The 21,003-nt window shown below is 68.6% G+C and carries 19 protein-coding genes and 1 pseudogene; 14 read left to right on the top strand and 6 right to left on the bottom strand.

The window, feature by feature from the left end; genetic code table 11:
• Window positions 1-485 precede the first annotated feature (485 nt).
• The 4 genes from KY49_RS28645 to KY49_RS28660 all read left to right on the top strand — a co-directional run bounded on the left by KY49_RS28645 (window position 486) and on the right by KY49_RS28660 (window position 6,340).
• Entirely contained in the window at window positions 486-1,226 is a 741-nt protein-coding gene (locus tag KY49_RS28645; RefSeq protein ID WP_042587742.1) for a gluconate 2-dehydrogenase subunit 3 family protein, read from the top strand.
• Entirely contained in the window at window positions 1,226-3,004 is a 1,779-nt protein-coding gene (locus KY49_RS28650; RefSeq protein WP_042587743.1) for a GMC family oxidoreductase, read from the top strand. The genes KY49_RS28645 and KY49_RS28650 overlap by 1 nt, the downstream gene beginning before the upstream one ends.
• Window positions 3,001-4,398 (top strand): cytochrome c, encoded by a 1,398-nt coding sequence (locus KY49_RS28655; RefSeq protein WP_042587744.1) that lies wholly within the window; start codon window positions 3,001-3,003, stop codon window positions 4,396-4,398. The genes KY49_RS28650 and KY49_RS28655 overlap by 4 nt, the downstream gene beginning before the upstream one ends.
• A 220-nt stretch (window positions 4,399-4,618) precedes the next feature.
• Window positions 4,619-6,340, top strand: a complete 1,722-nt coding sequence (locus KY49_RS28660; RefSeq protein WP_042587745.1) for a cation:proton antiporter domain-containing protein — start codon at window positions 4,619-4,621, stop codon at window positions 6,338-6,340.
• A gap of 24 nt (window positions 6,341-6,364) precedes the next feature.
• Here KY49_RS28660 and KY49_RS36400 read toward each other — a convergent pair.
• From KY49_RS36400 to KY49_RS28675, 3 genes and pseudogenes are all read right to left on the bottom strand, one after another.
• A pseudogene (locus tag KY49_RS36400) lies at window positions 6,365-6,630 on the bottom strand (SDR family oxidoreductase); the annotation flags it as partial.
• 157 nt (window positions 6,631-6,787) lie between these two features.
• Window positions 6,788-8,584: a peptidoglycan D,D-transpeptidase FtsI family protein gene (locus KY49_RS28670; protein WP_042587746.1), complete on the bottom strand. Its 1,797-nt coding sequence runs from the start codon at window positions 8,582-8,584 to the stop codon at window positions 6,788-6,790.
• Between the two features lie 331 nt (window positions 8,585-8,915).
• Window positions 8,916-9,260 (bottom strand): DUF3564 family protein, encoded by a 345-nt coding sequence (locus tag KY49_RS28675; protein WP_010089788.1) that lies wholly within the window; start codon window positions 9,258-9,260, stop codon window positions 8,916-8,918.
• Window positions 9,261-9,853: 593 nt separating this feature from the next.
• On the opposite strand from KY49_RS28675, the gene KY49_RS28680 reads away from it, so the two are divergent.
• Window positions 9,854-11,062 carry an SDR family oxidoreductase gene (locus KY49_RS28680; protein ID WP_042587747.1) on the top strand — a complete coding sequence of 403 codons (1,209 nt, stop codon included), beginning with the start codon at window positions 9,854-9,856 and terminating at the stop codon, window positions 11,060-11,062.
• Between the two features lie 21 nt (window positions 11,063-11,083).
• Here the strand turns inward: KY49_RS28680 and hpaR are convergent, their stop codons facing one another.
• The gene (gene hpaR / locus KY49_RS28685; protein ID WP_010089786.1) at window positions 11,084-11,527 is read right to left on the bottom strand and encodes a homoprotocatechuate degradation operon regulator HpaR; all 444 of its coding nucleotides are present in this window, start codon (window positions 11,525-11,527) and stop codon (window positions 11,084-11,086) included.
• 154 nt (window positions 11,528-11,681) lie between these two features.
• Here hpaR and KY49_RS28690 point away from each other — a divergent pair, with 154 nt between their 5' ends.
• Genes KY49_RS28690 through hpaI form a run of 7 tightly spaced genes read left to right on the top strand, consistent with a single transcriptional unit; the run spans window position 11,682 to window position 17,585 of the window.
• Window positions 11,682-12,371 carry a fumarylacetoacetate hydrolase family protein gene (locus KY49_RS28690; protein WP_042587748.1) on the top strand — a complete coding sequence of 230 codons (690 nt, stop codon included), beginning with the start codon at window positions 11,682-11,684 and terminating at the stop codon, window positions 12,369-12,371.
• Entirely contained in the window at window positions 12,368-13,132 is a 765-nt protein-coding gene (locus KY49_RS28695; RefSeq protein WP_042587749.1) for a fumarylacetoacetate hydrolase family protein, read from the top strand. The genes KY49_RS28690 and KY49_RS28695 overlap by 4 nt, the downstream gene beginning before the upstream one ends.
• 22 nt (window positions 13,133-13,154) lie before the next feature.
• A complete protein-coding gene (hpaE, locus tag KY49_RS28700; RefSeq protein WP_042587750.1) occupies window positions 13,155-14,618 on the top strand; it encodes a 5-carboxymethyl-2-hydroxymuconate semialdehyde dehydrogenase in 1,464 nt (487 codons plus the stop codon).
• A 43-nt stretch (window positions 14,619-14,661) separates the two neighbouring features.
• Window positions 14,662-15,510, top strand: coding sequence for a 3,4-dihydroxyphenylacetate 2,3-dioxygenase (hpaD, locus tag KY49_RS28705; RefSeq protein ID WP_042587751.1), 849 nt, complete (start codon window positions 14,662-14,664; stop codon window positions 15,508-15,510).
• A gap of 45 nt (window positions 15,511-15,555) precedes the next feature.
• On the top strand, window positions 15,556-15,948 hold the full coding sequence (locus KY49_RS28710; protein WP_042587752.1) for a 5-carboxymethyl-2-hydroxymuconate Delta-isomerase: 393 nt from the start codon (window positions 15,556-15,558) through the stop codon (window positions 15,946-15,948).
• Between the two features lie 20 nt (window positions 15,949-15,968).
• A complete protein-coding gene (gene hpaH / locus KY49_RS28715) occupies window positions 15,969-16,772 on the top strand; it encodes a 2-oxo-hept-4-ene-1,7-dioate hydratase (protein WP_042587753.1) in 804 nt (267 codons plus the stop codon).
• 6 nt (window positions 16,773-16,778) lie between these two features.
• On the top strand, window positions 16,779-17,585 hold the full coding sequence (hpaI, locus tag KY49_RS28720; RefSeq protein WP_042587754.1) for a 4-hydroxy-2-oxoheptanedioate aldolase: 807 nt from the start codon (window positions 16,779-16,781) through the stop codon (window positions 17,583-17,585).
• Between the two features lie 60 nt (window positions 17,586-17,645).
• Here the strand turns inward: hpaI and KY49_RS28725 are convergent, their stop codons facing one another.
• Window positions 17,646-18,452: an AraC family transcriptional regulator gene (locus KY49_RS28725; protein WP_042587755.1), complete on the bottom strand. Its 807-nt coding sequence runs from the start codon at window positions 18,450-18,452 to the stop codon at window positions 17,646-17,648.
• 97 nt (window positions 18,453-18,549) lie between these two features.
• Here KY49_RS28725 and KY49_RS28730 point away from each other — a divergent pair, with 97 nt between their 5' ends.
• Both KY49_RS28730 and KY49_RS28735 read left to right on the top strand, forming a co-directional pair.
• Window positions 18,550-18,801: a hypothetical protein gene (locus KY49_RS28730; RefSeq protein ID WP_042587756.1), complete on the top strand. Its 252-nt coding sequence runs from the start codon at window positions 18,550-18,552 to the stop codon at window positions 18,799-18,801.
• 27 nt (window positions 18,802-18,828) lie between these two features.
• A complete protein-coding gene (locus KY49_RS28735; protein ID WP_042587757.1) occupies window positions 18,829-19,794 on the top strand; it encodes a quinone oxidoreductase family protein in 966 nt (321 codons plus the stop codon).
• A gap of 51 nt (window positions 19,795-19,845) precedes the next feature.
• Here the strand turns inward: KY49_RS28735 and KY49_RS28740 are convergent, their stop codons facing one another.
• Window positions 19,846-20,937 carry a porin gene (locus KY49_RS28740; protein WP_042587758.1) on the bottom strand — a complete coding sequence of 364 codons (1,092 nt, stop codon included), beginning with the start codon at window positions 20,935-20,937 and terminating at the stop codon, window positions 19,846-19,848.
• Window positions 20,938-21,003: the final 66 nt, after the last annotated feature.

Genomic DNA, 21,003 nt, shown 5'->3' on the forward strand with positions numbered 1-21,003 from the left:
ACCGTCGCGCGCCGGCCGTCAGCCTACAGTTTTCCTCATCTTTACGCCCCGCAACACCCGAAGCGTTGCGATTGTTGCATTTTTCGATCCAATGAGTTGCGTTAAAACACTTTGAAATGGAACCGGTTCCATTTATGATTCGCGGGGCGTCGATTCAGGCCGTCGAGCGGGGCGCGTTTATCGGTTCTTACCGGCTTTGCCTTCGCCGGAACCGGCGACCAGGCAAAGCCGGTCCGGCGGCGCGAATTTGTCTGACGATAAGGTCCGCAAGAGGCTTGACCCTTTGGAGTCCGATGGAACGTGCCGAAAGCGGCTGCACGGCGGCGGGCGGTGCGCACTGCGCGAATCCGCCGGCGGCACCAAGGTAATTCGCAACACGAAATAAAAAGGGCGGCCGGGTGTATCGCGGCTCGGCCCGGCCGTCGCGCGCGGCACCGGCTGTTTGCGCGTGTTCGAAGCGCTGTCCCCAACATCATCAACCGACCATGTCCACGCCACCCGACAAACCCAATTCGCGCCGTCACTTCCTGCGCTCGTCGGTCGCGCTCGTGCCGCTCGCGTCGCTCGCCGGCTGCGACCTGCGGCCGTCGTCGGCCGCCGCGACCACGGCCGGCGGCGCGCGCGCCGCATCGGCCGACGCCGCGCAAGCGCCGTACAAACCGACTTTCTTCGATGCCCGGGAGTGGGCGTTCGTCCAGGCGGCCGTCGACCGGCTGATTCCAGCCGATGCCGAAGGCCCCGGCGCGCTCGAGGCCGGCGTGCCGGAATTCATCGACCGTCAGATGGAAACGCCATACGCGCACGGCGCGCTGTGGTACATGCAGGGGCCGTTCCAGCAGGGCGTGCCGGAGCTCGGCTACCAGCTGAAGCTCGTGCCGCGCGACATCTATCGGCTGGGCATCGCGGCCGTCGACCGCTTCTGCACGAAGACGCACGGCAAGGCCTTCGCGGATCTCGACGCGGCGACGTGCGACGCGGTGCTCGGCGCGCTCGAAAAGGGCAGCGCGCAGATCGACGACGTGCCGCCCGCGGTGTTGTTCGGACAATTGCTGCAGAACACGCGCGAAGGTTACTTCTGCGATCCGGTCCACGGCGGCAATCGCGGGATGGCCGCATGGAAGATGATCGGCTTCCCCGGCGCGCGCGCGGACTTCATGGATTTCGTCAACCAGAACGGCAAGCCGTATCCGTACGGGCCGGTTTCGATCAACGGGGAGCGCACCTGATGGCCGCAGAGAAGAAGCCGCACGTCGACGCGGTCATCGTCGGCTTCGGCTGGACCGGCGCGATTCTCGCGAAGGAACTGACCGAAGCGGGCCTGAACGTGGTCGCGCTCGAGCGCGGCGAGTATCGCGACACGTATCCGGACGGCGCGTATCCGAACACGATCGACGAGCTGACCTACAACGTCCGCAAGAAGCTGTTCCTCGACCTGTCGAAGACCACGGTGTCGATCCGCCACGGCGTGCAGGACACGGCGCTGCCGTATCGCCAGCTCGCGGCGTTCCTGCCGGGCGAGGGCGTCGGCGGCGCGGGGCTGCACTGGTCCGGCGTGCATTTCCGCATCGCGCCGGAAGAGCTGCGGCTGCGCAGCCACTACGAGGAGCGCTACGGCAAGAAGTTCATCCCCGCCGGGATGACGATCCAGGACACGGGCGTCAGCTACGACGAGCTGGAGCCGTACTTCGATTTCGCCGAGAAGGTGTTCGGCACGTCGGGGCAGGCGTACAAGGTCAACGGCCGGGTGGTCGGCGACGGCAACGTGTTCGACGCACACCGCAGCGACCACTTCCCGTTGCCCGCGCAGCTCAACACGTATTCGGCGCAGCGCTTCTTCGACGCGGCGAAATCGCTCGGGCTGCATCCGTACCGGCTGCCGTCGGCGAACACGTCGGGGCCGTACACGAACCCGTACGGCGTGCAGATGGGCGCGTGCAACTTCTGCGGCTACTGCAGCGGCTACGCGTGCTACATGTACTCGAAGGCGTCGCCGAACCTGAACATCCTGCCCGCGCTGAAGCAGGCGCCGCATTTCGAGCTGCGCTCGAAGTGCCACGTGCTGCGCGTCGATCTCGACGACACGAAGAAGCGCGCGACGGGCGTCACCTACATCGACCCGGCCGGCCGTGAAGTGCACCAGCCGGCCGATCTCGTGATCCTCGCCGCGTTCCAGTATCACAACGTGCACCTGCTGCTGCTGTCGGGCATCGGCAAGCCGTACGACCCGATCTCGGGCGAGGGTGTCGTGGGCCGCAATTTCGCGTACCAGAACCTGTCGACGATCAAGGCGTTCTTCGACAAGGACACCTACACGAACCCGTTCATCGGCGCGGGCGGCAACGGCGTCGCGGTCGACGATTTCAACGCGGACAACTTCGATCACGGCCCGCTCGGCTTCGTCGGCGGCTCGCCGCTGTGGGTGAACCAGGCCGGCGTGAAGCCGATCAGCGGCATCGCGACGCCGCCCGGCACGCCCGCGTGGGGCGCCGCGTGGAAGAAGGCGGTCAAGGACAACTACGCGCACACGATCTCGATGGACGCGCACGGCACGAACATGTCGTACCGCGACGTGTATCTCGATCTCGATCCGACCTACCGCGACTCGTACGGCCAGCCGCTGTTGCGGATGACGTTCGACTGGAAGGACAACGACGTCAGGATGGCGCAGTACGTGACCGGCCAGATGAAGAAGATCGCCGAGGCGATGGGGCCGAAGGCGATCGGCGTGTCGACGCGCGAGTTCGGCAAGCACTTCGATTCGCGCCAGTACCAGACGACCCACCTGGTCGGCGGCGCGGTGATGGGCAACGATCCGAAGACGAGCGTGCTGAATCGCTATCTGCAGAGCTGGGACGTGCACAACGTGTTCGTGATGGGGGCGTCGGCGTTGCCGCAGGGCATCGGCTACAACCCGACCGGGATCATCGCGGCGCTGGCTTACTGGTCGGCGCGCGCGATCCGCGAGCAATACCTGAAAAACCCCGCTCCGCTGGTGACCGCATGAAGAGAACAACGACAGACAACGCCGCGAGCCGCACGGTGCGCGCGCTGGCGACCGGCGCGGCGTGGCTGGCGTTCGGCCTGGCGAGCGGGGCGGCCGTCTCGCAACCGGCGGCCGCGCCTGCGGCGGCCGCATCCGCGCCGCATGCCGCGGATGCGCTCGTCGCGCGCGGCGCGTACCTGGCACGAGCCGGGGACTGCGTCGCGTGCCACACGGCGAGCGGCGGCAAGCCGTTCGCGGGCGGGCTGAAGTTCGACACGCCGATCGGCGCGGTCTATTCGACCAACATCACGCCCGACCCGAAGACGGGCCTCGGCGGCTGGACACTGGACGAGTTCGACCGCGCGCTGCGCTCGGGCGTGCGCAGGAACGGCGACACGCTGTATCCGGCGATGCCGTTCCCGTCGTATGCGCGCCTCACCGACGATGACGTGAAGGCGCTCTACGCGTACTTCATGCACGGCGTCACGCCGGTGCAGCAGGAAAACCGCGCGGTCGACATCGTGTGGCCGCTGTCGATGCGCTGGCCGCTCGCGTTCTGGCGCAAGCTGTTCGCGCCGGCGCCGAAGCCGTTCGACGCGGCGCCGTACCCCGATCCGGTCGTCGCGCGCGGCGCGTACCTCGTGCAGGGGCTCGGCCACTGCGGCGCGTGCCACACGCCGCGCGCGCCGACGATGCAGGAGCGCGGGCTGACCGACGCGGACGGCCCGGACTTCCTGGCCGGCGGCGCGGCGATCGACGGCTGGGTGCCGACGAGCCTGCGCGGCGAGCCGCGCACGGGGCTCGGCACGTGGACGGAGGCCGAGATCTTGCAGTTCCTGAAGACCGGCCGCACGCCGCGCACCGCGGCATTCGGCGGGATGACGGACGTGGTCGGCCACAGCATGCAGCACATGACCGACGACGACCTGACCGCGATCGCGCGCTACCTGAAGAAGCTGCCGCCGAAGATGCAGGGCGAGACGCGTTACGCATACGACGCCGCAGCCGCCAACGCGCTGCAGGCCGGCGACGCGAGCAAGCCGGGCGCGGCGGTCTACCGCGACAACTGCATGGCCTGCCACCGCAGCGATGGCCGCGGCTACACGCGCGTGTTTCCGGCGCTCGGCGGCAACCCGGTCGTGCAGGGCGGCGATCCGACCTCGCTGATCCACGTCGTGCTGGAAGGCAGCGCGCTGCAGGGCACGCACGCCGCGCCATCGACCTTCACGATGCCGCCGTTCGGCTGGCGTCTGTCGGACCAGGAAGTCGCGGACGTCGCGAACTTCGTGCGCACGAGCTGGGGCAATACCGGCGCGCCGATCTCGTCCGCGCAGGTCGCGAAGGTGCGCAAGACGACGCCGGGCACGCGGCCGGAGCCGCCGCCGGGCGCGCGTTATCCGCAAGCCGCGCGCTGAGCGGGCGCCCGCGGCGGGCCGTGGCGCCGGCCGCGTCCGTCGCGCCGAGCGCATCCGTGGCCGGCATCGCGCCGAATTACCGCGGATTTCCTCCCCGATGCCCCGACATTCCCCGCGTCGCGCCGCCGCCCGTGAATTTTTCGCGGCGGCGCGCCATTTTCCCCACCTCATCCCTTATCCTTGAACCTTACTAAACGGTTACATCTACAGGGGAGAGGGGATGCCACATGACGTCAGCCTGATTGCTTTGCTCGCGGCCGGTTTCGGTCTCGCGATGGTCTTCGGTTATCTCGCGTCGCTGCTGAAGATGCCGCCGCTGGTCGGCTACCTGCTCGCCGGGATCGTGATCGGCCCCGGCACGCCGGGCTTCGTCGGCGATCTGTCGCTCGCCCAGCAGCTCGCCGAGGTCGGCGTGATGCTGCTGATGTTCGGGGTCGGCCTGCATTTCTCGCTCGGCGATCTGCTCGCGGTGCGCAAGATCGCGCTGCCGGGCGCGATCGTGCAGATCTCGGTGGCCACCGCGCTCGGCGGCGGGCTCGCGCTGCTGTGGGGCTGGAGTTTCGGCGCGGCGCTCGTGTTCGGTCTCGCGTTGTCGGTCGCGAGCACGGTCGTGCTGCTGCGCGCGCTGGAGGGCCGGGGGCTCGTCGAGTCCGTGAACGGGCGCATCGCGGTCGGCTGGCTGGTCGTCGAGGATCTCGTGATGGTGCTCGTGCTCGTGCTGCTGCCGCCCGTCGCCGGGCTGCTCGGCGGCACGCCGCCCGGCGACGCGCACGCGGGCGGCGGCAGCGTGTGGGGCACGCTCGGTGTCACGATGCTGAAGGTCGCCGCGTTCATCGCGCTGATGCTCGTGGTCGGCAAGCGGGTGTTTCCGCGCATCCTGTGGCTCGTCGCCCGCACTGGCTCGCGCGAGCTGTTCACGCTGTGCATGATTGCCGCGGCGGTCGGCATCGCGTTCGGCGCGGCGAAGCTGTTCGACGTGTCGTTCGCGCTCGGCGCGTTCTTCGCCGGGATGATGATGCGCGAATCCGAGTTCAGCCGGCGCGCGGCCGACGAGACGCTGCCGCTGCGCGATGCGTTCTCCGTGCTGTTCTTCATCTCGGTCGGCATGCTGTTCGACCCGCAGGTGCTGCTCGACGAGCCGCTGCACGTGATCGAGGTCGCGGCGATCGTGCTGGTGGGCAAGACGCTCGCGGCGGTCGCGCTGGTGCTCGCGTTCCGCTATCCGCTCAATACCGCGCTGACGGTCGGCGCGGGGCTTGCGCAGATCGGCGAGTTCTCGTTCATCCTGGCCGGTCTCGGCCGCGCGCTCGGGCTGCTGTCGGCGGAAGGGCAGAGCCTGATCCTCGCGGTCGCGCTGATCTCGATCGCGCTGAATACGCTCCTGTTCGCGATGATCGATCCGGCGCTCGCATGGATCCGCCGGCATTCGGCGTTCGCGCGGCGGCTCGAGGCGCGTGACGATCCGCTCGCCGCGCTGCCGATGTCCACGCCGCAGACGCACCTGACCGGGCAAGTCGTGATCGTCGGCTACGGCAAGGTCGGCGCGCGGATCGCCCAGGCGCTCGACGAGCGCGGGATCGCCTGCGTGGTCGTCGAGCAGAATCGCGAGATCGTCGAGAAGCTGCGCGCCGACGGCGTCGCGGCGGTGTCGGGCGACGCGATCGAGCCGATCGTGCTCGTGCAGGCGCACATCGCGCGCGCGGGGATGCTGGTCGTCACGCTGCCGGACGTGTTCGACGTGCGGCAGATCGTCGAGATCTCGCGCACGCTCAATCCGTCGCTCGAGGTCGCGCTGTGCACGAACAGCGGCGACGAAGCGGCGCTGCTCGCGAGCGAGGGCGTCGGCACGGTGTTCATGGGCGAGACGGAGCTCGCCCGCGGGATGACCGAGCACGTGCTCGGCAGGATGACGAAGCCGGCCGCGGCCGCGCATGCGCATTGACGGCGGGCGGCGGCCCGCTTCCTGGTAGAACGTGTCGAGCGTCAGCTCCTGCGCCATCACGCGATTCCCGGCCAGCAGGCCGCCGTCGACCGGCAGCGCCACGCCGGTGATGATCCGCGCGGCCGGCGAGGCGCGGCCGGCGAGCACAGAAACAGCGCGGCCTGCGCGACGTCGTCGGGCGTCGCGAAGTCGTCGAGCGCACATCACTTCCTCAGTTGCTCGAATATCTGCGGGTTGCGCCGCACGCGCGCTTCCCATGCGGCCGTCTTCATCGTGCCGGGCAGCACGAGCGTTATCCAGCGGAATCGCATGCGTCTCTTGTTGTACTTGTTCGCGTGGGCAGGGTGCCTGCGGCGCGAAAAAATTGCAGGGGCGCGCGGCGGGAACGCTCACATGTTGCGAGGCGTTCCTGGAAAATGGGATGCCGGCGGCGGCGAAGGGCTCGCTTTACGAGCGCGCGGCCGCCGTCGTCTGGGCCTGCACGGCCGGCTCGGGCGGCGCGAGCTTGTCCGCCTCGACCGGCACGTCGGGCGGCACGCCCAGCAGTTGCAGCGAGCCGCTCGTGACCGACGAGAATACCGGCCCGGCGACGGTGCCGCCGTAATACCCCTTGCCGCGCGGCTCGTCGATCATCACCGCGACGATCAGGCGCGGGTTGCTCATCGGCGCCATCCCGGCGAACAGCGCACGGTACTTGCCCTGCGCATACGACTTGCCGACCTGCTTGCGCGCCGTGCCGGTCTTGCCGCCGATCCGGTAGCCGTCGACGCGCGCGCGGCGCCCGGTGCCGCCTTCGCCGACCGCCATCTCGAGCATCGAGCGGATCGCCGCCGCCGTCTGCGGCGTCGTCACGCGATGGCCGCGATGCGCGTCGATCGTCTGCCTGTCGGTGCCGTTCTTCAGCAGCGACACCGGATGCAGCGTGCCGTCGCCGGCGTACGCGGTGTACATCTGAGCAATTTGCAGCAGCGACATCGACAGCCCGTAGCCGTACGCCATCGTCGCCTGCTCGATCGGCCGCCAGCGCTTGTATTGCCGCAGCCGGCCCGACGCGACGCCCGGGAAGGTCAGCTCCGGCGCGCGGCCGATTCCGTATTCCTGGTACTTGTTCCAGATCGTCTCGGCCGGCAGGTTCAGCGCGAGCTTCGCGAGCGCGACGTTGCTCGACTTCTGCAGCGCCTGCGCGACGGTCAGCGAGCCGTGGTTCGACGTGTCGTGGATCACGGCCGGGCCGATCTTGTAGGTGCCGGGCGACGTGTTGAGGATCGTGTTCGGGCGCACCTTGCCTTCGTCGATCGACAGCGCGACGACGAGCGGCTTGATCGTCGAGCCCGGCTCGAACGTGTCGATCACCGCGCGATTGCGCAGCTGCTGGCCGGTCAGGCGCGCGCGGTCGTTCGGATCGAAGGTCGGATAGTTCGCGAGCGCGAGGATCTCGCCGTTCTGCGCGTCGAGCACGACGACGCTGCCGGCCTGCGCGTTGTTCTCGAGCACCGCGGCCTTGAGCTGGCTGAACGCGAGCTGCTGGATGCGCCGGTCGATCGTCAGCTCGATCGTCGCGCCATGCTGCGCGGGCACGAGCGGCCGCGTGTCGGACACGATGCGGCCGAGCCGGTCGCGGATCACCTCGCGCTGCCCGGCGGTGCCCGACAGCGGGCTGTTCGCCGCCAGTTCGACGCCTTCCTGCCCCTGGTCCTCGACGTTCGTGAAGCCGACCACATGCGCGGCCGATTCGCCTTCGGGGTAGTAGCGCTTCGAATCGGCGATCTGCGTGATGCCCTCGATCGCGAGCTTGTCGAGGCGGCTCGCGGTGTCGGCATCGATCTGGCGCTTGAGCAGCACGAACGTGCGGTCGTTGCGCAGGCGCCGCTTGACCTCGGCGAGCGGCATGTCGAGCAGCTTCGCGATCTGCGGGTAGTCGGTCTCGGCGACCTGTTTCGGGTTCGCCCAGATTTCGTAGGTCGACAGGCTGACGGCGAGCATCGCGCCGTTGCGGTCGACGATGCGGCCGCGCATCGCGCCGAGTTCGATCGTGCGCTGGTAGCGCTTCTGGCCCTGGCCGACATAGAAATCCTGGTTGGCGATCTGGACCCAGAATGCACGGGCGAGGAGCGCCGCGAACGCGAGGAACACGATGATCACGACCAGCTTCGAGCGCCACATCGGCAGGCGTGACGCGAGCATCGGGTGCTTGGTCGCCGTTGCGTACGGATCGGCGGGATGGGTCTTCTTTTTCACGCTCATGCGAGGGCCGGGGCGAGCCGCCAGGCGGCGGGCTGTCAGTCTGAATAATGCGATTGTAATAAATGAGTAATCGTCATGTGGGGGAAATTGCGTGATTCCGCCCCGATTTTTGGGATGCGGATGCGGGCTGAAGCCGGGAGGGGACGCGTGAAACCCGCTTGCCGAAATCGGACGAGTCCTGAAACCGAACCGTCCCTGATTAATTTTCTTGATGCGGATCAATTGAAAACGCCCCCGGAGGGGCGTCGATATTTTCAAAACAGGAAAAACAAAATAGATAAAACTGGAATAAACCCGAAACCCGCAGACAATACGCGTCAAAAATACCTGACTATCGATCGACGGAAATAAATTCCCGGTATTCCGGCTGGACCGTGCAAGTGTCGATTTCCTGCAGCCGCCAGGCCCCCTCATGCTCGCCGGCGAGCACGGCGGTGCCCTGTTCGCGCTGCGTCGCGTCGAACGACAGCCCCTGCAGCTTGCAGACGGCCTTGCCGCTGTCGGCCGCGCAGAGCGCCATTGCGCCCTCGACGTCCTTGACCTTGCCCCACGTCGGAAGATCGATGCCTTGATGTGCCTCGCGAGACCACAGCCCTTCGTCGGTGTCCACCCACAGCACTGCAAAAGACTGTCGAGTTGCCGCTTCGCTGCCATTAATCCGAATGGTGAGGCGCATTGGATCGTCTCCTAATAAAAAATGACTCATTCGACCAGGTTAGCTTGGATAGTCTAGATAGACTGCGGTGAAACGCAAGACGCAATGCGCAATAAATCAACATCGCGCACATCCGCATTCCACATGAAATGACGTCTGACAAAAAGCGCTGCGCAGCCGCGCCTGCCGCGTGACGCCCGCCGCAGGCGGCATTGCGCTGGGTCGCGGTGTGTCGCGCCGCGTCGCGCAACTGCGCGCGGGGACCGCGGGCGCGTCGATGTGTCGCGCCTGATTCGAGGGGGCCGACTTCGGCCCGGACCGCGCGCGGCCGCCAGAGCCACACACGCAGACAATCTCATACAAATCCGCACACTTTCGCAAAACTTTCAGGACAGACTTGTCCCGAACCCGGCCCCACACTGGCAAGGTCCCGACTGGCGTTGCTGCCCTCATTCGCGGCGCCGCCCGCGTCGCCCCTCGTGCCGACTCGTCGCGCGGCGGATGCCGGATCGGGACGCCGGGCACGCTCGACGGCCCGCAGACCGACAGCCGCACGTCCGGCGCCAGTGCGCCGGGCGTCGCGCCGTCCGGCCGATTTTTCGAAGGAGATTCCCGTGCTGATCTGGAAAACCGCCCTGTCGCTCAACTGGCGCACGAGCCTCGTATCGCCGGCGTGCGCGCCGGTCGCCGCGGCGAACGTCGGGCGACTGGTGCTCACGGGCCCAACCGGCTTCATCGGCAGCACCGTGCTGACGACGCTCGTCAATGCGGGGCTGCTCGACCGCATCATCTGCGTCGTGCGCGCGCAGGACCGCGGTCACGCGGTTTCGCGGCTGCGCGAGGCGGCGCTGCGCGCGGGCCTCGCGCCATATTGGGCGTCGCGCCTGAGCGACGCGAACGTGGTCGTCGGCGCGCTCGGCGACGTCTGGGAGGGCGCGGACGCGGCCCGTCTGGCGCAGGCAACGCATGTGATCCACTGCGCGGGCCACGCATCGACGGCGGACGGCGCGCACCTGCAGGCCGACGTCGACGAGTCGCTGCGCTTCGCCGCCCGGTTTGCGCACGCCGCGCAGCTGCAGCGCTTCGTGTACGTCGGCACCGCGTTCGTGCACGGCGGCCGGGGCGGCACGGTGCTGGAGGACGCGCCGTCCGGCGCGGCACACGCCGCCGCGGATCCGGGCGCAGCGCTCGCGGGCGCCGTGCTGGCGGCGGACTACCTGCGCGCCAAGCGCGAGACCGAGCAGCGCCTGCGCACGCTCGGGCTGCCGCTCGTCGTCGTCCGTCCGTCGCACGTCGTCGGGCATACGGTGCTCGGCACGCGGCCCGCGCCGAACTCGTTCTGGGTGTTCCGTCTCGCGCACGCGGCGCGTCGCTATACGGCGCGGCCGATGACGCGCATCGACATCGTGTCGGTCGACGACGTCGCGCGCGCGACGATGCTGCTGGCGGTCAAGCCGGCGCTCTCGCACGACGTCTATCACGTGTCGGCGGGCGACGAGGCGCCGATGGTCGCGCAGATCGTGCGGGCGATGGACGAGGCGGCCGGGATGGCGGGCGCGCCGCGCTACGCGGCGTGCGCGGCGGCGGAGCTGCCGCTCGTCGTGCGCGACGTGCTGGGGCGCGCCGATCCGGCGCTCGAGCGGGTGGTCGGCAAGGCGCTGCGGCGCTTCGCGGAATTCGCGGCCGTCGATCGCGTGTTCGACAACCGGCGCGTGCGCGACGAAATCGATTTCGAACCGCTGCCGTTCGTCGACTACGTCGAGGAATGCATGCGCACGTCGCGCGGCGTGCCGCTCACCGCGCTGATGCGCGGCGAGGCCTGAGCCCGCGCGCGGGGCTGGGGCTTAGGGCGCGCTGTCGCCGAGCTCGATCAGCCGGTCGAGCGCGCGGTAGATGTCGTCGAGCGCATCCTGGCCGAAGCGCGCCTCGAGCAGCCGGTACTGTTCGTCGATGCGCGGGCCGATTTCCGTGACCAGCTTCCGGCTTTGCGGCGTCAGGCTGACGAGCAGCCTGCGCTGATCTTCCTGCGCGCGCGTGCGCTTGATCAGGCCGTCGCGCTCCATCCGTTCGAGCACGCCCGTCAGGCTCGGGCTCAGGATGCAGCAGCGCCGCGCGATCTGTCCCGCTTCGAGCGCGTGCGACGGCTCGCCGTCGAGCACGCGGATGATCCGCCATTGCTGTTCGGTCAACGCGAATTCCTTGAGAATGGGGCGGAACCGCCCCATCAGCGTTTCGCGGGCCTCGAGCAGCAGCATGGCCAGATTGCGGTGGTCGAGCGTACGGTTCATCGAAATGAAGGGGATGGACGGGGACGCGCCAATCTTAACAGGCGGTCGCGGCGAATTTCGTGTATCAGGGTAATCGAGGTTGTCACCGCCCGATTGTTTACTTAAGATGTTAAATATTAACGATGCGCCGCGACGCGCGGCAGGGGAATGACGCATGGAGCTGTCTTGCACGACCGCCGCGGCGCCGCCGCTGCCGGTCGCCATCGGGACCGTCTACGGTGCGCTGCTCAACGAGCGCGCCGCGCTCGACGCGCTCGGCGATGCGGTGCGCCAGCCGCCTTACGGGCGGCCGCCGCAGGCGCCGATCCTGTACATCAAGCCCGCCAACACCCACGCGGCCGACGGCGCGGCCGTCGTCGTGCCGGCCGGCGTCGACGCGCTGGAGATCGGCGCGTCGGTCGCGGTCGTGTTCGCCCGCCGCACGACCCGCGTGGCGGCCGGCCGCGCGCTCGACTACGTACACGGCTTCACGCTCGCGAGCGACGTGTCGGTGCCGCATCCCGACTACTACCGTCCCGCCGTGCGCTTCAAGTGCCGCGACGGGTTCTGCCCGCTCGGCCCGGCGATCGTCCCGCCCGGCGCGTTCGACGACGTCGACGCGATCCGGCTGACCGTGCGGATCGACGGCAACGTCGCGCAGTCCGCGTCGACGGCGACGCTGATCCGCCCGGTGCGGCAACTGATCGCCGACGTGTCGGCATTCATGTCGTTCGATGCCGGCGACGTGCTGCTGCTCGGCGTGGCGGGCGGCGCGCCGCGCGCGAAGCCGGGCAGCCGGATCGAGATCGCCGCGCACGGCATCGGCACGTTGCGGCATGCGCTGATCGCGGAGGCGGCCCGATGAGAACCGCACGCGTGATCTACAACGGCGCGCAGCATGCGGCCGAACCGGCCGGCGACGGCCTGATTCGCCTCGATACGGGGCGGGTCGTCGAGGAGCGCGCGGTGGCCTGGCTGCCGCCCGTCGCGCCGCGCACGACGTTCGCGCTCGGCCTGAACTACGCGGACCACGCGAAGGAGCTCGCGTTCAACGCGCCGAGCGAGCCGCTGATCTTCCTGAAGGGCCCGAACACGTTCATCGGCCACCGGTCGCGCACCGTGCGGCCCGCCGACGCGACCCACATGCATTACGAGTGCGAGCTGGCGGTCGTGATCGGCCGCCCCGCGCGGGGCGTGCGCCGCGCGCAGGCGCTCGACTACGTCGCCGGCTACACGGTCGCGAACGACTACGCGATCCGCGATTACCTCGAGAACTACTACCGCCCGAACCTGCGCGTGAAGAACCGCGACACCTGCACGCCGCTCGGGCCGTGGCTCGTCAGCCCCGACGAGATCGGCGACCCCGGCGGCCTGGCCTTGCGTACGACGGTGAACGGCCGCGAGACGCAGCGCGGCAGCACGCGCGACATGATCTTCGACGTGCCGGCGCTGATCGAGCACATCAGCGGCTTCATGACGCTGTCGCCGGGCGACCTGATCCTCACCGGCACGCCAGAAGGGCTTGCGGATACGCAGCCGGGCGACGAGGTCGTCACCGAAATCGAAGGCGTCGGCCGGCTCGTGAACACGATCGTCGCCGAACACGACTACTATCGCGCCGGCTGAGCCCGCCGCACAAGGAGAGCAGATGACCATCAAGCACTGGATCGACGGCCGCGAAGTCGAAAGCCGCGACACGTTCACGACGCTGAATCCGGCGACCGGCGAAGTCATCACCGACGTCGCGTCGGGCGGCGAAGCGGAAGTCGACGCGGCCGTGCGTGCGGCGAAGGCCGCGTTCCCGAAATGGGCGAACACGCCCGCGAAGGAGCGCGCGAAGCTGATGCGCAGGCTCGGCGAGCTGATCGAGCGGAACGTGCCGGCGCTCGCGGCGCTGGAGACGCAGGATACGGGCCTGCCGATCGCGCAAACCAGCAAGCAGCTGATTCCGCGCGCGTCGGAGAACTTCAATTTCTTCGCGCAAGTGTGCGTGCAGATGAACGGCCGCACGTATCCGGTCGACGACCAGATGCTGAACTACACGCTGTACCAGCCGGTCGGCGTGTGCGCGCTGATCTCGCCGTGGAACGTGCCGTTCATGACCGCGACGTGGAAGACGGCGCCGTGTCTCGCGCTCGGCAATACCGCGGTGCTGAAGATGTCCGAGCTGTCGCCGCTGACCGCCGACCAGCTCGGCCGGCTCGCGCTCGAGGCGGGCATTCCGCCGGGCGTGCTGAACGTCGTGCAGGGCTACGGCGCGACCGCCGGCGACGCACTGGTGCGGCATCCGGACGTGCGCGCGGTGTCGTTTACAGGCGGCACGGTCACCGGCAAGAAGATCATCGAGCGCGCGGGCTTGAAGAAGTATTCGATGGAGCTCGGCGGCAAGTCGCCGGTGCTGGTCTTCGACGACGCGGACTTCGACCGCGCGCTCGACGCGTCGCTGTTCACGATCTTCTCGATCAACGGCGAACGCTGCACCGCGGGCTCGCGGATCTTCGTGCAGCGTTCGATCTACGACCGCTTCGTGCAGGAATTCGCGCGCCGCGCGAACAATCTGGTGGTCGGCGATCCGGCCGACCCGGCGACGCAGCTCGGCGCGATGATCACGCGCGCGCACTGGGAGAAGGTGACGGGCTACATCCGCATCGGCGAGCAGGAGGGCGCGCGGCTCGTCGCGGGCGGCGCCGACCAGCCGGCGAACCTGCCCGCGCACCTGCGCAGCGGCAACTTCGTGCGGCCGATCGTGTTCGCCGACGTCGACAACCGGATGCGCATCGCGCAGGAAGAGATCTTCGGCCCGGTGGCCTGCCTGATTCCGTTCGACGACGAGGACGAAGGGCTGCGCCTCGCGAACGCCACGCGCTACGGCCTTGCGTCGTACATCTGGACGCAGGACGTCGGCAAGGTGCATCGCCTCGCGCGCGGCATCGAGGCCGGCATGGTGTTCGTCAACAGCCAGAACGTGCGCGACCTGCGGCAGCCGTTCGGCGGCGTGAAGGAGTCGGGCACCGGGCGCGAGGGCGGCGAGTACAGCTTCGAAGTGTTCGCCGAGATCAAGAACGTCTGCATCTCGATGGGTTCGCATCACATTCCGCGCTGGGGCGTGTAAGCGGCGCGAGAAAGAACGAGACGCAGACTGACGGAGACTCACGATGGGCAAACTGTCCCTCGCCGCAAAGATCACGCACGTGCCGTCGATGTACCTGTCGGAGCTGCCGGGCAGGCATCACGGCTGCCGAGCGGAAGCGATCCGCGGCCATCAGCTGATCGGCGAGCGCTGCCGCGCGCTCGGCGTCGACACGATCGTCGTGTCCGACGTCCACTGGCTCGTCAACGCCGGGTATCACGTGAACTGCAACGCGCGGTTTTCCGGCGTCTACACGAGCAACGAGCTGCCGCATTTCATCCGCGACATGGCCTACGCGTATCCGGGCAATCCGGCGCTCGGCCGGCTGATCGCGGAAACCGCGACCGCGCGCGGCATCGCGACGCGCGCGCACGAGATCGACAGCCTCGAACTCGAATACGGCACGCTCGTGCCGATGCGCTACATGAACGCCGACCAGCATTTCAAGGTCGTGTCGATCGCCGGCTGGTGCATGTGGCACACGCTCGACGAGAGCCGCCGCTTCGGCGAAGCGCTGCTCGAAGCGATCGAGAAGAGCGATGCGAACGTCGCGTTCCTCGCGAGCGGGTCGCTGTCGCATCGCTTCAACGACAACGGCAGCCCCGAGGAATCGATCCACCAGATCAGCCGCGAGTTCTTCCGGCAGGTCGACCTGCGGGTCGTTGAATTGTGGAAGCAGGGCGATTTCGCGACCTTCTGCAAGATGCTGCCCGAGTACAGCCAGCACTGCTTCGGCGAAGGCGGGATGCACGACACCGCGATGCTGCTCGGCCTGCTCGGCTGGGATCGCTACGACAAGCCCGTCGAAATCGTCACCGACTACTTCGCGAGCTCGGGCACCGGGCAGATCAACGCGATCTTTCCGTTGCCCTGAGCACCGCCACGCCGTGCATCTGACAGATCTGACAGGAGAATCGTCATGCCACACATCGTCGTCGAGTACACCGCGAACATCCGCGACGACGCGCGCATCCCCGCGCTGCTGCGCACGATCAACGCGACGCTGATCGCGCAGGGCGGCGTGTTTCCGACCGGCGGCATCCGCTCGCGCGCGATCGAGCTGCGCGACTATTGCGTCGCGGACGGCGCCGGGGACGATGCGTTCGTCCACGTGACGCTGAAGATCGGCGCGGGCCGCAGCGATGAAGTGAAAAAAGCCGCGTGCGACGCGCTGTTCGACGCGATCAACGCGCATTTCGCCGAGCTGTACGCGAAGCGCTATCTTGCGCTGTCGATGGAGCTGGCCGAGTTCAGCGAGAGCGGCTCGTACAAGCACAACAACATCCATGCCCGCTACAAGCGGGCCGGCTGAATCCCATTACCGACCCGACCATGTTCGATACCGCGACCATCGACCTGCTCGCGCGGCGCCTGCACGACGCCGAACGCGAACGCAAGCAGATCCGCCAGATCTCGCTCGACTATCCGGACATCACGATCGACGACGCGTATGCGATCCAGCGCGCGTGGGTGAGCCTCAAGCTCGCGGAGGGCCGCGTGCTGAAGGGCCACAAGATCGGCCTCACGTCGAAGGCGATGCAGAACACGTCGCAGATCGACGAGCCCGACTACGGCGCGCTGCTCGACGACATGTTCTTCGAGGATGGCGGCACGATCCCGACCCAGCGCTTCATCGTGCCGCGCGTCGAGGTCGAGCTCGCGTTCGTGCTCGGCAAGCGCCTGAGCGGGCCGAACTGCACGATCTTCGACGTATACGACGCGGTGGATTACGTCGTGCCCGCGCTCGAGATCATCGACGCGCGCAGCCAGTCGATCGACCCCGATACGCAGCGCCCGCGCAAGGTGTTCGACACGATCGCAGACAACGCGGCGAACGCCGGCGTCGTGATCGGCGGGCGGCCCGTGCGGCCGGCCGACGTCGACCTGCGCTGGGTCGCGGCGATCATGTCGCGCAACGGCGTGGTCGAGGAAACCGGCGTCGCGGCCGGCGTGCTGAACCATCCGGCCAACGGCGTCGTGTGGCTCGCGAACCGGCTCGCGCGCTTCGACGTCGCGCTGGAGCCCGGGCAGATCGTGCTCGGCGGGTCGTTCACGCGGCCGTGCGCGGCGCGCTCCGGCGACACGTTCAGCGTCGACTACGGTCCGCTCGGCACCATTCAATGCCATTTCGGGTGACGCGTGATGAAGATGCCATCGAATCCCTTCAAGGCCGCGCTCGCGCGTGGCGACGCGCAGATCGGGCTGTGGCTCGGTCTCGCCAGTCCGTACAGTGCCGAAATCGTCGCGGGCGCCGGCTTCGACTGGCTGTTGATCGACGGCGAGCACGCGCCGAACACGGTGCCGACGATCCTCGCGCAATTGCAGGCGATCGCGCCGTATCCGTCGCATCCGGTCGTGCGCGTGCCGTGGAACGACCCGGTGATCGTCAAGCAGGTGCTCGATCTCGGCGCGCAGACGCTGCTCGTGCCGATGGTGCAGAGCGCCGCCGAGGCGCGCGCGGCAGTGGCGGCGACTCGCTATCCGCCGGAGGGCATCCGCGGCGTCGGCAGCGCGCTGGCGCGGGCGTCGCGCTGGAATCGCGTCGGCGACTACCTGCCGCGCGCGAACGGTGAAATGGCGGTGCTCGTGCAGGTCGAGACGCGCGCGGGGCTCGACGCGATCGACGCGATCGCGCGGGTGGAGGGCGTGGACGGCGTATTCATCGGCCCGGCCGACCTCGCGGCGGATCTCGGGCATCTCGGCAATCCGGGGCATCCGGACGTGCAGGCGGCGATCGATCATGCGATCCGCGCGATCAAGGCGGCCGGCAACGCGCCGGGGATTCTCAACGCCGATGAGGCGGCGGCGCGGCGGTATCTCGAAGCGGGGGCGTTGTTCGTCGCGGTGGGGGTCGACACGACGCTGCTGGCGAGAAGTGCGGAGCGGTTGGCGGCGCGGTTCAAGGGGAAACCGTCCGACGCCGCGAAGCAGGGCGACGGCACGTATTGAAGGCGCGGCGAATCGAATGTCGCCACCGTCGATGCGTGCATGTGAGCGCGCAATGACGCGCTACGCGGCGTCGCCCCGGCGTCCGTCGTGTCCGGCTTCCATATACCGCCCCGGCGTCGTCCCCAACGCGCGCCGGAACATGTCGATGAACGCGCTCACGTTGTCGTAGCCGAGATCGAGCGCGATCGTCGTCACCGGCATGCCGTCGGCCACCTTCTCCAACGCGCGCAGCAGCCGCGCCTGCTGGCGCCACTGCGCGAACGTCAGCCCCGTTTCGGCGACGAAGCGCCGGCTCAGCGTGCGCGGCGCGATGCCTGCCCACGCGGCCCATTCCTCGAGACGGCGGTTGTCCGCGAGATCGGCGCTCAACGCGTCGGTGATCCGTCCGACCCGCGGATCGCGCGGGCGCGGCAGGCCGAGCGTGACCGGTGGTGATGCCGCGATCTCGTCGAGGATCACTTCCGCCACGCGCGTTTGCGCCGCGTCGAGCGTGCCGCCGCGCCAGCTTGCCGCGCGCCGTACCGCCTCGCGCAACAGCGCGGAGGTGCGGATCGCGTGCGGCGCCTGCGGCAGCGATTCGCAGCGCGGCTCCGCAACGAACACGCTCCAGCCGGAGAACGGCCCGAACGAGCGCAGCGAATGCACGCAATGCGGCGGAATCCAGATTGCATGAACGGCCGGCACGACCCAGTCCTGGTCGTCGAGGCCGAGCGACAGCAAGCCGGTCAGCGCGCCGACCAGTTGGCCGCGCGCGTGGCGATGCGGCGCGGTCACGCGTGCGGCGCGCTGCGTCAGCTCGGCGGCGGCGACGAACGGGCCGTCGGAAGACTTCACGAGGCCGGCGGGAAGAAGCGGATCGTCAGGCATGGCTGGAATTCGGTATCGAATGGCATTTATACCGGAGTTCGGCCGTGTTCGCATCCGTACACTGGGTGCTCGTTCAACACTTCAGGAGGGCCGCGCGATGCGAGCCGACGAAATGCTTCCCGACCACCTCAATCAGCTCGACCTCAACGGCACGACGATCCGCAAGGGCAGCGTGGGCGCCTTTCTCGCGAATGCGCGGGTGCTCACCGACCCGCATGCGGACGAGGCCGAGCGCTCCCGCGCGGCGGCCGATGCCGCCGACGTGCTGCCGGCGCTGCGCGCGCTCGGGCTGTTCGACGTGTTCGAGATCCGCGACGCCGCGTTGCGGGCGTGGGTCGATGCGCGGTGATGGCGCGGGTCATCTGAAGGAGCACCCATGAAAGCAGCAGTCGTCAACGGGGCGGGCGCGCGCCCCGTTCATGCCGAGTTCGAATCGCCGCACGCGTTGCCCGGCCACCGGCTGATCGACGTGACCGCGTCCGCACTGAGCCGGCTCGCGCAGGCCCGCGCGTCCGGTTCGCACTATTCGTCGACGGGCGGCTTTCCGTTCGTCGCGGGCGTCGATGGCACGGGGCGCCTCGAAGACGGCCGGCGCGTCTATTTCTTCGGGCCGCTCGCGCCGTTCGGCGCGATGGCCGAGCGCACGGTCGTGCCCGACGCGCAATGCGTGCCGCTGCCCGACGCGCTCGACGACGTCACGGCCGCCGCGATCGCGATTCCGGGGATGTCGTCATGGGCCGCGCTGACCGAGCGGGCGCGCCTCGCGGCCGGGGAGACCGTGCTGGTCAACGGCGCGACCGGCGCGTCCGGGCGGCTGGCCGTGCGGATCGCGAAGCACCTGGGCGCGGCGAAGGTGATCGCCACAGGACGCAATGCGGCGGTGCTGGCGGCGTTGCAATCGGCCGGCGCGGACGCCGTGGTGTCGCTGCAGCAGGACGACGCGCATCTGGCGCGCGCGCTGGAGCCGCACTTCCGCACGGGCGTGGACGTCGTACTCGATTATCTGTGGGGCGCGAGCGCGCGGGCGCTGCTGGTGACGGCGGCGAAGGCGACGCCGGAAGGCCGGCCGCTGCGCTTCGTGCAGATTGGCTCGATCGGCGGCGCGGAGGTGCCGCTGCCCGGCGCGGTGCTGCGCGCGACCGCGATCACGCTGATGGGCAGCGGGATCGGGAGCATTGCGCTGCCGCGCCTGCTGGACGCGGCGCGTGCGGTGTTCGACGCGGTCGAGCCGGCGAGCCTGCATATCGACGTGCAAGCCGTCCCGCTGGCGGATGTCGACCGGTATTGGGATGACGTGAACGCGCTCGTCCGTCCGGTGTTCGTGATGCGTAGGGACGCGTGACGAAGCGGCGCAGCCGGTTCGCGATGCTGCCGACCGGCTGCGCCGTCATGCTCAGAAGCGCTGCTGAATCCCCACCGTCGCCCCGACCTGCGTGGTGCCATATCCCGCGAAATCGCGCGACACGCCCACCTTCTGCCCGTGCTGTGCGATCGCGAAGCCGCCGGACGCGTACAGCACCGTGCGCTTGGACAGCGCGTAGTTGGCCCGCACCGAGACCAGCGTCGGATCGGCATCGGTGCCGCCCTTGATGTTCTGGTGATACACGGCCGCGATCAGCGAGAACGCCGGCGTGAACTGGTACGACCCGCCGACCCAGTACATGTCGCTCAACTGGTTCGCCGCCGCGGTGCGGAACGTGCGCTTGTAATTGCGGTAGCCGGCCATCGTCTTCAGGTTGCCGAAGTCGTAGCTCAGGCCCGCGTGGATGCCCTGAATGTAGTTCACGGGATCGGCCGGCGTGATGCTATCGGCCGCGCCGTTCTGCCGGTCGAACGTGACGACCGCGGCGAACGGCCCCTTCTCGTAGCCGAGCGCGAAGTCGTACTTCGAGCTGGTCTTCACGCTGCCGGCCACGTTGCCGAACCCGTACATCGCGCCGAACTTGAAGCCCGCGTATTCGCCGTCGTAGCGCACCGCGTTCGACGAGCGCGTGAACAGGCCGTCCTTGCGGCCGCCGGTCGCCGTCGACGAAGTCGCCCACGAGTAGTTCTGCGCGTAGCCCATCGGGTCGAACGGCAGCATGTAGTCGTAGGTGACGGTGAAGTTGCGGCCCAGCGTGAGCTCGCCCCATTTGCCTTTCAGGCCGACGGTCGCGCGGCGCGCGAAGATCGAATCCGGGCCGTCGTCGAACGCGCCGTTCGCGAGGTCGATCCCGCTTTCCAGACGGAACACGGCCTTCAGCCCGCCGCCGAGATCCTCGACGCCGCGCAGGCCCCAGCGCGACGTGTTCTTGTTGCCGGACTTCAGCTTGAACGCATTGCCGCCTTCGGGAGCGGCATGATTCGCGAATTCGATGCCGGCGTCCATGATCCCGTAGATCGTGACCGACGACTGCGCGTAGGCGGCGGGCGCGGCGACGCACGCGGCTGCGGCCGATCCGGTTAGTACTACTGTGCGAAAGGAACGTGCTGCGCAAGACTTCATTGACGGTGTCTCCTTGGTTATTGTGGGTGAGGGAAATCGTGGCGCGCACGGCGCCTCGGCGGATGC

The sequence above is a fragment of the Burkholderia sp. MSHR3999 genome (assembly GCF_000833595.1).
In the GTDB taxonomy this organism is placed as follows: domain Bacteria; phylum Pseudomonadota; class Gammaproteobacteria; order Burkholderiales; family Burkholderiaceae; genus Burkholderia; species Burkholderia ubonensis.